The organism is Euzebyella saccharophila (assembly GCF_014855495.1).
GTDB lineage: Bacteria > Bacteroidota > Bacteroidia > Flavobacteriales > Flavobacteriaceae > Euzebyella > Euzebyella saccharophila.
Window position 1 is genome coordinate 133,118 of the sequence record NZ_JACYFJ010000004.1, and the last position, 14,323, is coordinate 147,440.

General features: G+C 37.3%; 17 protein-coding genes. 8 read left to right on the forward strand and 9 right to left on the reverse strand.

The features are described from left to right. Position 1: 1 nt before the first annotated feature. Positions 2–691 carry an ABC transporter ATP-binding protein gene (locus IL355_RS13140; protein WP_192462580.1) on the reverse strand — a complete coding sequence of 230 codons (690 nt, stop codon included), beginning with the start codon at positions 689–691 and terminating at the stop codon, positions 2–4. A gap of 92 nt (positions 692–783) precedes the next feature. Between IL355_RS13140 and IL355_RS13145 the strand changes: the two genes are divergently transcribed. Next, positions 784–1,476, forward strand: coding sequence for an arylesterase (locus IL355_RS13145; protein WP_192462581.1), 693 nt, complete (start codon positions 784–786; stop codon positions 1,474–1,476). Position 1,477: 1 nt separating this feature from the next. Here the strand turns inward: IL355_RS13145 and IL355_RS13150 are convergent, their stop codons facing one another. Continuing rightward, complete coding sequence (locus IL355_RS13150; RefSeq protein WP_192462582.1) at positions 1,478–1,690, reverse strand: hypothetical protein; 213 nt, start codon at positions 1,688–1,690, stop codon at positions 1,478–1,480. A 555-nt stretch (positions 1,691–2,245) separates the two neighbouring features. Between IL355_RS13150 and IL355_RS13155 the strand changes: the two genes are divergently transcribed. Further along, complete coding sequence (locus tag IL355_RS13155) at positions 2,246–3,265, forward strand: malectin domain-containing carbohydrate-binding protein (RefSeq protein ID WP_192462583.1); 1,020 nt, start codon at positions 2,246–2,248, stop codon at positions 3,263–3,265. A 108-nt stretch (positions 3,266–3,373) separates the two neighbouring features. Continuing rightward, positions 3,374–4,066 carry a peptide-methionine (S)-S-oxide reductase MsrA gene (gene msrA / locus IL355_RS13160; RefSeq protein WP_192462584.1) on the forward strand — a complete coding sequence of 231 codons (693 nt, stop codon included), beginning with the start codon at positions 3,374–3,376 and terminating at the stop codon, positions 4,064–4,066. Positions 4,067–4,112: 46 nt separating this feature from the next. Here the strand turns inward: msrA and IL355_RS13165 are convergent, their stop codons facing one another. From IL355_RS13165 to IL355_RS13175, 3 genes are read right to left on the reverse strand one after another with little or no spacing between them, the layout of a single operon-like run. Next, complete coding sequence (locus IL355_RS13165) at positions 4,113–5,516, reverse strand: hypothetical protein (RefSeq protein ID WP_192462585.1); 1,404 nt, start codon at positions 5,514–5,516, stop codon at positions 4,113–4,115. Further along, positions 5,503–6,075, reverse strand: coding sequence for a hypothetical protein (locus IL355_RS13170; protein ID WP_192462586.1), 573 nt, complete (start codon positions 6,073–6,075; stop codon positions 5,503–5,505). The genes IL355_RS13165 and IL355_RS13170 overlap by 14 nt, the downstream gene beginning before the upstream one ends. Continuing rightward, complete coding sequence (locus IL355_RS13175) at positions 6,059–6,601, reverse strand: RNA polymerase sigma factor (protein ID WP_192462587.1); 543 nt, start codon at positions 6,599–6,601, stop codon at positions 6,059–6,061. Before IL355_RS13175 ends, IL355_RS13170 begins: the two co-directional genes overlap by 17 nt. A gap of 115 nt (positions 6,602–6,716) precedes the next feature. On the opposite strand from IL355_RS13175, the gene IL355_RS13180 reads away from it, so the two are divergent. Next, entirely contained in the window at positions 6,717–7,619 is a 903-nt protein-coding gene (locus tag IL355_RS13180) for an aldose epimerase family protein (protein ID WP_192462588.1), read from the forward strand. A 56-nt stretch (positions 7,620–7,675) separates the two neighbouring features. Here the strand turns inward: IL355_RS13180 and IL355_RS13185 are convergent, their stop codons facing one another. Next, entirely contained in the window at positions 7,676–8,101 is a 426-nt protein-coding gene (locus IL355_RS13185) for an organic hydroperoxide resistance protein (protein ID WP_192462589.1), read from the reverse strand. Between the two features lie 303 nt (positions 8,102–8,404). Here IL355_RS13185 and IL355_RS13190 point away from each other — a divergent pair, with 303 nt between their 5' ends. From IL355_RS13190 to IL355_RS13205, 4 genes are all read left to right on the forward strand, one after another. Further along, the gene (locus IL355_RS13190) at positions 8,405–8,926 is read left to right on the forward strand and encodes a DUF2911 domain-containing protein (RefSeq protein ID WP_225621238.1); all 522 of its coding nucleotides are present in this window, start codon (positions 8,405–8,407) and stop codon (positions 8,924–8,926) included. A 2-nt stretch (positions 8,927–8,928) separates the two neighbouring features. Next, on the forward strand, positions 8,929–9,960 hold the full coding sequence (gene meaB, locus IL355_RS13195; RefSeq protein ID WP_225621239.1) for a methylmalonyl Co-A mutase-associated GTPase MeaB: 1,032 nt from the start codon (positions 8,929–8,931) through the stop codon (positions 9,958–9,960). 93 nt (positions 9,961–10,053) lie between these two features. Beyond that, complete coding sequence (locus tag IL355_RS13200; protein ID WP_192462591.1) at positions 10,054–11,013, forward strand: glycosyltransferase family 2 protein; 960 nt, start codon at positions 10,054–10,056, stop codon at positions 11,011–11,013. Then, positions 10,997–11,863 carry a lysylphosphatidylglycerol synthase transmembrane domain-containing protein gene (locus tag IL355_RS13205; RefSeq protein ID WP_192462592.1) on the forward strand — a complete coding sequence of 289 codons (867 nt, stop codon included), beginning with the start codon at positions 10,997–10,999 and terminating at the stop codon, positions 11,861–11,863. The genes IL355_RS13200 and IL355_RS13205 overlap by 17 nt, the downstream gene beginning before the upstream one ends. Here IL355_RS13205 and IL355_RS13210 read toward each other — a convergent pair. Genes IL355_RS13210 through IL355_RS13220 form a run of 3 tightly spaced genes read right to left on the reverse strand, consistent with a single transcriptional unit; the run spans position 11,860 to position 14,305 of the window. Beyond that, positions 11,860–13,509: an ArnT family glycosyltransferase gene (locus IL355_RS13210; RefSeq protein ID WP_192462593.1), complete on the reverse strand. Its 1,650-nt coding sequence runs from the start codon at positions 13,507–13,509 to the stop codon at positions 11,860–11,862. The genes IL355_RS13205 and IL355_RS13210 overlap by 4 nt on opposite strands. Beyond that, a complete protein-coding gene (locus tag IL355_RS13215) occupies positions 13,506–14,075 on the reverse strand; it encodes a phosphatase PAP2 family protein (protein WP_192462594.1) in 570 nt (189 codons plus the stop codon). The genes IL355_RS13210 and IL355_RS13215 overlap by 4 nt, the downstream gene beginning before the upstream one ends. 2 nt (positions 14,076–14,077) lie before the next feature. Further along, complete coding sequence (locus IL355_RS13220; RefSeq protein WP_192462595.1) at positions 14,078–14,305, reverse strand: hypothetical protein; 228 nt, start codon at positions 14,303–14,305, stop codon at positions 14,078–14,080. Positions 14,306–14,323: the final 18 nt, after the last annotated feature.

A 14,323-nucleotide genomic window follows, 5' to 3' on the forward strand; every position in this document is an offset into this window, starting at 1 on the left:
ATTAATTTTCGTGGTTAATTTCTGTAGATTGAATCCTTCCTCCTTTAAGTTTAAGTACCCTGTCACATTTCTTTGCCAATTCCAAATCATGGGTAACAATGACCAAGGTGGTACCGGCCTCTTTATTCAAGTTGAATAATAGCTGAATGACCATCTCCCCTGTTTCCTCATCCAAATTACCAGTGGGCTCATCAGCAAACAAAATGGAAGGGTCACTAGAAAATGCCCTTGCTAAAGCAACACGTTGCTGTTCCCCACCTGATAATTGTGAAGGATAGTGATCCATTCTATCATCCAACCCCACCTTGGCAAGCAACTCGCGACCTGTTTCGATTGGATTGTTTACTCCTTGAAGCTCCAAAGGAACGATAACATTCTCCAAAGCTGTAAGTGTTGGTAGCAATTGAAAATTTTGAAAGATAAAACCCACTTCCCTGTTTCTTAATTGAGCTCTTTCATCTTCACTCAAGGAGGCTAAGTCTGTTGAGCAAAGTTCAACGGAGCCTTCATTGGGGTAATCAAGCCCAGCGCAAAGTCCTAGCAATGTGGTTTTTCCACTACCAGATGGGCCTACTATCGCAAAACTTTCGCCTTTATTAATGTGGAAATCAATTTCCGAAAGAACTGTTAGATGTTTTGAACCACTTTGATAACTTTTTCCCAGCTGGGTAACGTTTAATATCTTTGCCATGAACAGGTATGCTTACTTTTTTCTCCCTTACGGGGTTTTACGCCAAAAGCCGAAAAATAAGCATTTGTATTCAGTTTTAAGCTTAACAAAACATGCATAACATCTTAAAATTAAGTTATTTTTTAGCTGTGCTGATGCTTTTCTCATGTGGTGAAAAGGGCAAAAAAATAAATCAAGAGAATAAATCCACCGAAATATCCTCTCAGGAAGAAACAATTGACTCCGAAGAAAAAATAATTCTCTTTTTTGGAAATAGTCTAACAGCCGCTTATGGTTTAGAAAAAGAGGAAGGTTTTCCTGCGCTTATTCAAGAAAGATTGGATTCTTTAAATATGAACTACACAGCTATTAACTCCGGAGTTAGTGGAGAAACTACTTCTGGTGGACTCAACCGTTTAGAATGGGTACTCAACCAAAAGGTGGACATTTTTGTATTGGAATTAGGTGCCAATGACGGTTTAAGAGGAATTCCTCTGAAGGAATCTAAAAACAATCTCCAAAAGATGATTGAATTGGTCAAGGAAAAGAATCCCCAAACAAAAATTATACTTGCCGGTATGCAAATTCCTCCCAATATGGGTGCGGCATATACTTCTGAATTCAAGGAAATGTATCCACAATTAGCAGAACAAAACAATGTCGCACTTATTCCTTTTCTCTTGGATGGTGTAGCAGGTAATCCAAAACTCAATCTGGAAGACGGTATTCATCCAACTGCCGAAGGTCAAAAAATTGTCATGGAAAACGTTTGGCAAATTTTGGAGGATGTCATTGTAGAAAATTAATTTAATAAAGCATTGGTTTTGAAGTTACCGAAATCACTGGGTTAGACTTAGAATGAGACCTTCCAAAACGTAATCTATATGATCGGGTCACGGTTTCATCTGTAGAAATGGTATGATTAGCCTCATGGTTGTCCAATTTATACACCTTATTGGAACTATTGAATTGTATTAAGAATCCTATGACCGTAAGCATTGTAACTAAATATAATTTCATAATTAGGATTTATTGAAACTAAAACTCGTTGAAAGGTACCGTCAAGCCGTACGACTCGTTGAATTGTCGCACTTTACCGATGAAGTGAAGGATTTTCGACAAACGGTAGAAAATTGTAGTCCAAATTGATATGTTGTAAGAACCGTTTATCCTAAAAAATGAACCGTTTATCGATGCTATTAGCATGCTCTTCAAAGAATATACTGTTTTCATTCCCACTAAGGTTAAATAAAGAGGATTGTATCTTTACCTAAGAATTGAATTTTGCCGTTCAGAACAAATCCTTACTGATAACCTAATATTTTACTTAAGTTGTGAGGTGTATAGAAATTATGGCTCCTCATAAATCCATTAATTATTAAAATATCAGAACGATACCTTACATTATCGCTTATTTATAAAAGGCAGTTGCTGACAATTTGAATTTAAAGACCAACGTCATTTCCTCGTATTTTGTCGATATTTCAAAAAAAATATTGCAGTATGAACAGTATTTGAATAATTTGCATGGATATTCTGAAAAAGAAAATGAATTAATTTTTAAACATCTTAACTATGAAACGTAATTTAATTACTAAATTTTTTCTGTTTACGTTCCTACTGTTCTCTTTTGTAATGGTGCCGGTAGCTTGTAGCAGTGATGACGGAGGAAGCGGTACAGGGCAGGAACAACCTGAGCCGGAACCAGAACCGGAACCAGAACCAGAACCGGAAGCTGATCCGGACCCAACAAATGAAAATACTACAATTGAAGCAACAGAACCGATTCACAGTAACGGAATTGGTACATCAACGGTAACTATTCAATTGGCAGATGCAGATGGTAATTTATTAAGTACTTCAGGAGGAGTAATATCAATTTCGGTAACGGGGTCCACTACAGTTTCCGAAGTTACAGACAATGAGGATGGTACCTATACAGCCACAGTAACTGGAGATTCAGAAGAAGCTGTAGTTGTATCCGCTACTCTGGACGGTACATCAATTACTAATACCGCAAATATTACTTTCAATCCAGATGAATCTAATCCTGCCCAAGAAATTGAACAATCTACTGAACCCGTAGGTCCCTCAATTTTAAGAATTAATTCTGGAGGACCCGAAGTAACTTACGATGACATTACCTTCTTGGAAGATCAATATTTTAATGGCCCTACTGAAGCATACACAAATCCATTTGTTACAGAAATTGATGGTACAGATATGGACGACGTGTTTTTAACTGAAAGAATATCAGATAACACAAAAGTTAGAGGGCCCATTTCTTACAACATACCTGTTTCTAATGGCACATATACCGTAAAATTATATTTCGCAGAGATTTATTGGGGTTCAGAAAATCCAGAGGGATTACAAGGGGGAGATGGCAACAGAATTTTTAATATTGCAATGGAAGATACCCAAGTATTTACAGGTTATGACCTTCATAAGGAACATGGCCCCGCTTCGGCAGGAACTAAAATGTATGACATTGAAGTTTCCGATGGTGAATTAACTATAACATTAGAAGCAACTACCAATAAACCAAAAATCTCAGCAATTGAAGTTTTTGGAACGGGTACCATAGGTAACTAAAATTTTAAACTCTATTTTTTTAAAAGGTCATTTGCAAAGCAAATGACCTTTTTTTTTTGAACCTTATCCGTAAGGTTTCGTACATTATGATAACTAATTAATAAAACTATGTTCAGAATATTACTATCATTATTGGCAATCTCCATATCCTCATCCTGTCAATCTAACGTAAAAAATAAAACGGACAAAGTAGCCACCACTTCTCAATCCGCATCCGAAAATTTTATTAAGCTACATCAGGAAGATTTGGAAAAGTTTGAAACGGCTTATTTTGCAAGTGGTTGTTTTTGGTGTGTTGAAGCAATTTTTGAGAGTGTTAAAGGAGTTAAGGAAGTAGTTTCCGGATATTCCGGTGGAACTAAAAAGAACCCTACCTACGAAGAGGTAGGCGGTGGAAAAACTGACCATGCAGAGGCAGTAAAGGTGTACTATGACCCAAAGGTAATTTCCTTTACGGCCTTAGTGCAAGTATTTTTTGGATCGCACGATCCTACAACCCTTAACCGACAAGGTCCTGACCGGGGACCACAATACAGGTCCATCGCATTTTATAAAAATGAAGAGGAAAAGAAGGTTATTGAGGGTTACATAAAGGCCCTTGAGGAAAATGATGTGTACCAGGGATTACCAATTACTACCCAAGTTGTTCCCTTTAATAAATTTTATGATGCTGAAGATTACCATCAAGATTATGAAAAAAAGCACCCTAATAACTCTTATATAAGAAATGTCTCCATACCTAGATTGAACAGGTTTAAGGAAAATTTTCAAGACTATTTGAAAGATGATGCCAAACATTAAAAAAAGCGACCTGATTAGGTCGCTTTTTCATTTAGTTTCGATATACTTATTTTAACACTATTTCAGAATAGTTACCATTAATATCAATGTTTCCAGTAGATGATTTATTTCCCATGCCACCTGAATAAACCATTTTTCCATTTTTACTAGCTGTATCCACCTTTAAGTTCTTAGGAAAAATAAACTCCATTCCAGAACCTTCTACCCTAAATCTGTAGCCGGAAGAAGGAAGATTACATATAACCTCTCCATTATTTGAAGACACCTGGAATTCTTCAAAATCATGGGCCATAGAATTTACCACCAATGGTCCAAAATCATTTTGTATAAGGGCTTTCTTTACCAATTTATCAATGAAAATTTCGGATGACTTTCCATATAACTCCAAATTGACCACATCCTTTAAATCCACTCCTTTGGAATAGTTGGCATGCAAGGTACCATCAAGCCAGTTTTCTACGCGTATAGGCGAATATGAAACCACCAATACGGTTTCTGTACCATCAATTGCATTGGCCATAAGTTTGGCATGAGAAAATGAAGCATCCAAGTTATGGGTTCTTTCGGCTAGTTTTACCTCCCCGTGTCTCACATTCATTTTTAATTTCGCAGATTTGGGCATTTTAACTTTTATGGTTCTTTTCACCTTCAAATTTTTAGACTTTTCCCCATTTATAAAGTAAAAAGTATTTGACTCCCTATTTAAATTCTTTTGGGCTATTCTTTGCTGTTGAGATTCTATCCTTTCTTTCTGGGCCTGCATTCTTTGTTGGTGGGCCTCCCATCTATGCTCCTTTAACTGCTCCATTTTTTGAGCCCGTTTCTCCATGGTTTCCTTCCGTTTTTCCTCCTCTTTTATTCGTTTATCTTCCATTTTTTCCTGCCACTCCAACATACGTGCTTGGTAAGGTTCTCCAAAATCCTTTTCAAAACTTTCTTGCCATTTTCTCATATAAGCCTCCCCGTCCTTTTTAAAAGCCTCATAATCAAACTTTGGACTGGGCACTGAAGGCATTTCCGGTAAGTCTTCTAATTCTGAAAAATCAAAATCGAACTCAAAATCTTCCATAGATGGCAGGTTGGGTATTTCAATGACCATAGGCCGGGCGTCTTGGACAAAATGAATCGGCTTCACATTACCGCCCTTATTGGAAATATGAATCTTTCTGCTATTTCCTAAAATTTCAAAAAAATCCTTGTCCACATATTTTTCAAACTCAGTTTCGGTAACTCCATCAATTTCAATGGTGGCAATTATTTCTACCTTGTTTTTATTCCATGTATCAAATTCCAAATCCGCATAACTCGTATTTATTTCAATAATTACATTCTCTTCTACATTAAATTCCTCGGTAACACTCCTCTCCTTAGATTGGCCCAAAGCTCCCAGGGTGATGAGGCATGGAAGCATATAAAGGACACTTAACAACTTTTGATTAAACTGTTTCATTTTTTGATTTGTTTATTTTATTTAATTCCTCTTTTAAATTTCGCAACAATTCCAACCTAAGCTGTAAATTTTGAATCATTGCGGTAATAGTTTGATCATTGGGACCGTACAAATTAAGCTCTTCGCTCAATGCTGTATATTCGTTGTTCAATTCTTCCAATTGCGCCATATAACCTTCTATCAATTCCTCGTTTTCTTTTGAAACCGGCAATTTTGCCAGTTCCAAATTAATATTGGCCACATAGTAATCCTCTATTTTTTTTAAATCTGGCGAAAGGTCCCCTAACTTAATGGAAGTATCTTGCTCAGGATGCTCTTTATCCGTATTCACAATTGCAGGCTTATTACTATTTTCTATGGATGGATCATTAATGAACAAAAAGATTCCAAGTAGAATTAAAACTGATGCTGCTATGGCCCATATTGCAACCATCTTTGTGCTGCTACTAGGGAATTCTTTTTCTAATCGATCTACGAATCTTTTTTCATGCCCAATTTTCATTTTGGGCAATTCATTTGCCGAATCTGTTTTTAACAAATCTCTAATATCCCGTGACATATTTTTTCTCTTTTAAAATTTGTTGTAGATAACCTTTGCCCCTCATCAATCTTGTTCTGCAAGCAGATTCCGTTATTTCTAGAACCTGTGAGATTTCACCATGGTCATATCCTTCTAACAAATACATCATGGTTACGTATCTGTACTTATCCGGCAAGTCTTCGATGGCATTTTTTACTTGGCCAACGGTACAATTTTCATCTACCTTCCAATCCCAATTAGGTTCTTCTGGAATATTATCCTCCTCCATTTCCACAAAATCCTGTTTTTGTGCCTTGAGAACATCCAAACACTGATTGATAACAATTTTTTTCAGCCAAGCTCCAAAAGTTACCTCTCCAGAAAACTGTTCCAACTTTTGAAACGCCTTAATGAATGCCTCTTGGATTGCATCTTCTGCATCATCTTTGTTTTTTAAGTACCTAGAGGCCACTATGAACATACCGTCACAATACTTACGGTATAGATGTAATTGGGCCTTTCTATTGTTGGACTGACACTTTCTTATAAGGTCCGGTAGATGCATTGGTGGTTGCGGCCGTTTTAGATTGATGTGTTATCTATTTTTATTAAAGGACGATACAAATAATTGGATGTTGCAAAAAACGAGTAATTTTGATAAAATTTTTTATTGAGCACTCTTGAAACAAGTTACAATTAAGAACGACCATCTCATACTGATGGTCTTGGATTATGGCGCTGTTATCCAAAAATTGATGTTAAAAAATTCAGATGGAACCTATTCTAATGTGGTAGTAGGTCATGAATTCCCTAGCGATTATTTAGATGATGAACTATATCTTGGTGCATGCGTAGGTAGATATGCAGGCCGTATTGGAAAGGAATTTACATTGGATAGGGAAACATATCAATTACCCAATGATCATGGGGTTCACTTACATGGTGGCAGAGAAGGTTTTAGCAAAAAGTATTGGAAATTTGAAGAAGTACACTATGGAGAAAACCCATATGTAAAACTTTCCTACGAAAGTTCCCATTTAGAGGAGGGTTACCCGGGCAATCTAAAAACTACCGTTACCTATGCGTTGAAAGGGAAAAATTTGCGGATTATCTTTGAGGCGGTTACCGATAGAGCTACCGTGGTTAACCTAACCAATCATTCTTACTTTAAACTGGATGATGAGGCTTCTATAAACGATTATAGGTTGCAACTAAACTGTTCTCATTTTTTAGAAACAAAACCCAACCTTTTACCAACAGGAAAGGCCTATCTAACCGAAGGTTCATCGAAGGATTTCACAAAGGAGAAATCAATTGGGGATGAGAGATTAGATACTCCATTCGTCGTAGATATGAATTCTCCAGTTGTCGCCAAATGTAGTTCGCCAAAATCAGGAATTTCCATGGAAGTCGCTACCAATCAAGTTGGAATGGTTGTTTACACACCATCCAACTTTGGTGCTATATGCTTTGAGACACAAAACCTACCCGATGCACCAAATCATAAGAATTTCCCTAACTGCGTTTTAAGACCGAAAGAAAAATATAGGAATATTTCAGAATTCAGGTTCAGTACCAACTAAAAAAAAAGGTTCCGCATAGCGGAACCTTTTAAATTCTCCGAAGCACAATTAAGTAATTACGCTTCAACCATAAGATTTAGTTCAACTGTAATATTGTCTCTAGTTGCTTTACTATATGGGCAAATCTCATGAGCGGCATTTATTAATTTCTCACCGGTTTCCTTGTCAACCGTTGGCAACCAACAGTCCAATGTAGCATCTATGAAAAATCCATCTTCGTCTTTATTGAAACCTACAACGGCAGTAACGCTAAAATCACCAAGGTCATCTACGTTATGTTCCTTTGCAACTGCTTGAAGAGCACCGGCAAAACAAGTGGAATAGGCCGCAGCAAATAATTGTTCTGGATTCGTAGATTTGCCATCTGTTTCTCCCTTAGCATTGGGCATTTTAATTCCCAAATCAATAGCTCCATCATCACTTTTAACGTGACCATCTCTACCGCCAGAATTTGTAGCGCTTGTTTGAAATATAGTTTTCATCGTATTCTTACATTTTGATTATTTCTTGAAGATACGCAGCTTAGCTAAGCTATCATAAAGAGTTGTATTAAATTCATGTGAAAATGATGAATACCGTTAAGAATAGAATTTAAAACATTCAAAAATTGGGTTAAACAAGAAAAATAATACCAAAAAATTCCCTCAACCCTGTTTTTTTATAGGGTTTCATATTTATTTGTACATTAGAATTTCATAATCTTGCTCCCTAAAATAGATTGTGCAACCCTAGAACTAGCACTCAATATGAAATTGTTAAAATGGATTTTAATCATTGTTGCAGCTATGGCAGTCATATTTTTCTTTGTTTTAGAACCATATATGCGCGAGCAAACCAAAAAACACAGTCCGCTTAAAGAGGTGGTTTATGAAAATGATGATTTCCATCTTAAAGTCAACTATTCCAGCCCTCTAAAAAAGAGCCGTGAAATTTTTGGTGAACTTGTTCCCTTTGATACTATTTGGAGAACTGGAGCTAACGAGCCAACTACATTTTTTACGGAGTACAGTATACGAATGGCAGATAAAAGCTTACCTCCGGGCACTTATTCATTATGGACACGGCCCAATAAAGATAGTTGGGATATCATTTTTAACAAGGACATTCCGGATTGGGGAGTTACAGTCATGAGCGGTGGGAAGGAAACTGCTAGAAATCCGGAAGAAGATGTGATTGAAATTACTGTTCCAGTAGAGCGTTTAGAAAAAACTATGGAAAACTTCACCATCGATTTTGAAGATAACGGCGAGCTTTTTATGTTTATGGCTTGGGATAACACCAAAGTAAAAATTCCTGTAAACAATTAATTTTGAAAGATGAAAAGCTCTCTGGAAACCAAGAAACTTCCAATAAGAACAAACTAGGGAGCAAAAGGAATCTTACCTTAAAAGAATTTCAAGAAGGTTTAAAAACTGGAAACACTGCTATTTTGGCAAGGGCCATTACATTGGTTGAAAGTACGAAGGCCGAAGACAAAATATTGGCAAATCAACTGGTAAGCCATTGTCTAAGCAATAGTGTGGATAGCGTGCGAATTGGCGTCACCGGTATACCGGGGGTTGGAAAAAGTACCTTCATTGAAAACATAGGCTCCCTTTTGTTGTCCAAGGGAAAAAAAGTGGCAGTTATAGCCATTGATCCAAGTAGCAATCATAGCTCTGGTAGTATCTTGGGTGACAAGACGAGAATGCCACACTTGGCACAAAGCAAAAATGCCTTTGTGCGCCCTTCTCCAACCAGAAATGCCTTGGGCGGAGTTACCACTAAAACAAGGGAAACTATAGTCCTCTGCGAGGCAGCAGGTTTTAACGTTATTTTTATTGAAACTGTAGGGGTGGGCCAAAGTGAAACTGCCGTTTATGATATGGTAGACTTTTTTCTCCTCTTAAATTTGGCCGGAACAGGAGACGAATTACAAGGAATTAAACGAGGGATAATTGAAATAGCCGATGCCATTGCAATCAATAAAGCAGATGGTGACAACCTCAAAAAAACCCACCAAGCACAATCGCAACTTCAAAGAGCCATGGAGCTTTTCCCTGATAAATATAGCTTTTGGAAGACCAAAGTAAGTACTTGTTCCGCTATGGAAGGAATGGGAATCGATACTATTTGGAAAACAATTCAAGAGTTTGTTTCCTTGGCAAGGAGGACAGGCTCCTTTGAGGTAAAAAGAAAACTTCAACGAGAAAAATGGCTTTATCAAACCATTGACGAAGAGCTAAGGTCACAGTTCTTTGAAGACAATAATAGCGCCGATGCTATAAAATCATTTTTAAAAAAGGTAAGGGACAAACAAATTTCGGCTGGGGAAGCCACCCAACTATTAATGAGAAAATAAAGGCATTACTATAGGCTATAGTTCATCTAACCGCAACTAAGTTATTTACTAGCCAATAAAACCCTAAATTTGCCCACAAACCAAAAAACAGGAATGAACCCTATTACAACGTCGTTGCTTTCCATTGTCGTACCCTTATATAATGAAGAGGATAATGTTGTGTTATTGACACAAAAGATACATGAAAGCCTAATAGGCTACCAATATCAAATTATTTACGTAGACGATTTTTCTACAGATAGTACCCGAAAGGTGGTCAATGATATGCAGGACGAAAAGGTACATCTTATATGCCTTAAGAAGAATTACGGTCAAAGTTTGGCGCTAGCAGCAGGTATCGACTATGCCGAAGGGGAATTTGTAATCACTATGGACGGCGATTTGCAAAATGACCCTACCGATATTCCTGAAATGCTTTCCTATGCCGTAAGTGGTGAATTTGATTTAGTTACGGGTATCAGACAAAAAAGAAAAGATTCCTTGGTCAAGAAAATTCCTTCTAAAATTGCCAATTTTTTGGTTCGTAGGGTGACCAATCTGGACATTAAGGACAATGGTTGCGCCCTTAAGGTTTTTTCTAGGGATATAGCCAAAGACCTTAACCTCTATGGAGAAATGCATCGCTTTATTACTCTTTTAGCTTATTTGGAAGGCGCACAAATAAAACAAGTTCCTGTAAAACATCATGCAAGAAATGCCGGGGTATCCAAATATGGTCTAGAAAGGGTTTTTAAAGTAATTGCAGATATGATGTTATTGCTCTTCATCAGAAAATATTTTCAGCGTCCCATTCACCTTTTTGGAATTTTTGGTGTGTTGCTCATTCTGCTGGGCATTCTTATAAACATGTACTTATTGGTCGTGAAGTTTGGAATGGGCGAAGATATAGGTACAAGGCCCTTACTCATATTTGGAGTTATGCTCATTCTAGGAGGTATTCAACTATTCACTATCGGTATTGTCATGGAACTTCTTATTAGAACTTACTACGAGTCCCAACAAAAGCGTCCATACCGAATCAAAAAAGTATCCGTAGGTGGGCAATCTGCGTAAAAAAAGTATTACGGCGTTCAAATTTGTATTCAGTACTGTACTGGTTTACCTAGTTTTTACGAAAGTAGATATACAACAGGTATGGGAAATAATAAAAACAGTAGATTTTTTATTATTGATAGTGTCACTTATCCTGTTTGTGGCCTCCAAACTTTTTGCAGCCTTTAGACTCAACCTATATTTTCACGAGCTATCGATACCAATAAGTCACAAAAGCAACCTGGAATTGTATCTTCTTGGCATGTTCTACAACCTATTCTTACCCGGTGGTATTGGCGGTGATGCCTATAAAGGATATGTTATAAAAAAGACTTTTGATGTTAAAACCAAAAGCGTAGTCTCTGTTCTTTTACTGGATAGGCTGAGCGGACTCTGTTTCATATGCGTTTATGTCTGTCTAATATTTCTTTTTTTGGAGCATCCGCTTTTAAAGGGGTATCAAATGTTATCATTGCCAGTTCTTGCCTTAGGTTTGCTTGCCTTTTGGTTCATCAATAAAAAATACTTTCCTTCCGTTTTCAGGGTTTATTGGAAATCCTTGGGCTATTCTGCACTTGTACAACTAATGCAGCTCATTAGCGTTTGGCTTTTAATTTTGGCAATGGGTGTTGAAAGTAATATTCTGTCCTACCTTTTTGTTTTCTTGGTTTCTTCCATTGTGGCCGTTTTACCTTTGACCATAGGGGGCATAGGAAGTAGGGAAGTAACCTTTTATTACTTTTCCTTGTGGTTGGGCTTAGACCAAGATATTTCTATAACCTTGAGCATGATGTTCTTTTTAATAAGTGCTTTTACTTCCTTGTGGGGTATAATTTATCACTTCAAAAAGCCAATACTGAAAAACGATTAGTGAATGTGCACCAAGTGCATTTTGGAAAGTACCTTATTGCGTTTGGACGGATTAAGAAATTTTAGGCTCAACCGCGTAATTCTAAACTGATTTCGGGTGTATTGAATGTCCCAATCCATATCCAACTCCTTCAATTGCCTTAGTTCAGTGTCATTTGCGAAAATCCAAATATCCTTTTTGTTCTTTACCCTATCCAATGAAGTAATTTGCACAGGTCGTTGGTTGTAGAAGTCCAATGACCAGGTATGGTAGTCTCCCAGTTTGTAAATTTTGTCGACAGGAATTTCTCTCTCCTGTACCACATTAGCCATACTAGACCCCGCTTGATAGGTTAATAAATTAGGATAAAAATGAAGGTTGAGGGTGGCATTTAAAAGTAGTGCCCCAAACGCGGAAATGGTAATGATCTTCTTAGGATACATCTCATTCTTCAAACAGAAATATATGATGACAGTTATAAAAGTCAGCAATAAAATGAGGGCAAAAATATTACTGAACTCAAATACCAAAAAGCATAACAGTACGGTAGTAATGAAAATAATGCTCAGCACGAAGTATTGAATGCCTAGTAAGATCCTTGCTTTTTTATCTTGTACCAGAGTTAGAATGTAAGAAGCCGTCAATACTGAAAACAGAGGAATGATACTATTTAAATAGTGAGGCAACTTAAATTGCGAAAAACTAGCGATCAAAAAGAAAAATGTAATACATCCCAATGTTAAAAATTCCTGCCCATGCACATAATTGAATCGGCTCTTGAAAATGGCTTTCATCTTAGTACCGTAGGCTAGTAACCCTAGTACCGTCCACGGTAGAAAAACCCATAGAAAAGTATGGAAGAAAAATAAATAATCGCTGCTATTACTTCCCATGCCACCACCGCTCATGCGCTCAAAACTTTGTTCCCAAAAAATAAAGAAGATACCGCTACGCTCACCCTTACCCCTTATTATCTTCTCCGGATGCATGTCAAACTGATGGTAATACGCGTATAGCATAGGAGCAATGGCAATTGCAAAAGCCGCTAGTGCAATTATTACCTTCCAATTGACCAAAACCAACCATTTTCTTCTATAGGTTATATGGCTAAGGAGTGCCAGTCCTATAATTAAAATGGCCAACTGCCCCTTTGTGGAAAATGCAAGCCCCGTAGCCATAGCCCCTAATACGATTGCTTTAATAGAACCCGTATTCACATAAATAGCCAACTGCCAAATGGCTAGGGCAACAAAACCGGTCAAAACTGCATCCGTTCTTACATCAATGGCAGAAAGAACAATAGTCTGGGCGGTCATAAAGATTAAAGCTGCTATTTTTCCAACTCGTCTGTCATACAAGAGTTTGCCCAAACCGTAACTGGAATAGGCCGCCAATAGTACCGCCAAAATACCAGGAATGCGATACGCCCAATCTTCCAATCCAAAGATAACATATGAGAAAGCGGCAAGCCAATAATGCATATGGGGCTTATCCAAATACTCCTCTGTGCCCTTAAAAAGATTTAAGAAATCATTTTCCTGTACCATTCTCATGGACATTACCGCAAACTGGGCAGAATCATTTTCAAAAAGGGTCACGAACATTCCGGTGACATAGACCAGAACTACTAGAAGAACTAAAACCCAATATCTAGAGTTAGATATCATAGAGTTATTTTGTGGTGTGCAAATATAGCCAACTTTGTAAACAACCAGCTAAAAATCAGACCTATTAGAGCACCTGTTAGCACATCTAAAGGAAAATGTACACCTATATAAATACGGCTGTAGGATACCAAAAGCGCCCAAAGTATTAAGAAAACTCCTATATACCGGTAATATGCCCTCAACAAAAAAGTAAAGAAAAGCGCTACTGCAAAATTATTACCGGCATGTGCAGAAAAATAACCGAATTTACCCCCGCATGAATTTTTCACTAAGCGTACCAGTCCATCAAGTTCTGGATCATAACAAGGACGTAACCTTTGTACACCATATTTAAAGAAATTGGAGAGTTGATCGGTAACAACGATCATCAGGGCAACAGATACTAAAATGACAAGAGTACGGTTTAGTCCGTAATGCTTAAAAGTGAGTCCCAATAGCAAGGTATACAAGGGAATAGCACTCCATTTATTGGTGATAAACATCCAAAAAGCATCCCAACTTGGGGTACCCAAATTGTTCAAAAAGAGGAAAAGTTCCTTATCCCATTGAACCAATTCTTGCAACATACCTATTCTTCGTACCTTGAAACTTCCCTATCATAAAAAATACCGGCCTGCTCTATTAGATTTTCGGCTTCGGACTCTAATTCCTTTTCATCCTCTGGCGAAAAATCTTCTAGCCATTCCACCTCATCATTTTCTAGGTTGATTATAAAACGGGGATATTCAGTATGAACAACAAAAATGGCGGTAGGATAATCAGTATTATCACCTAAAAGAAACTTTGGGAAATCCATATACTTAGTTTTGCTATC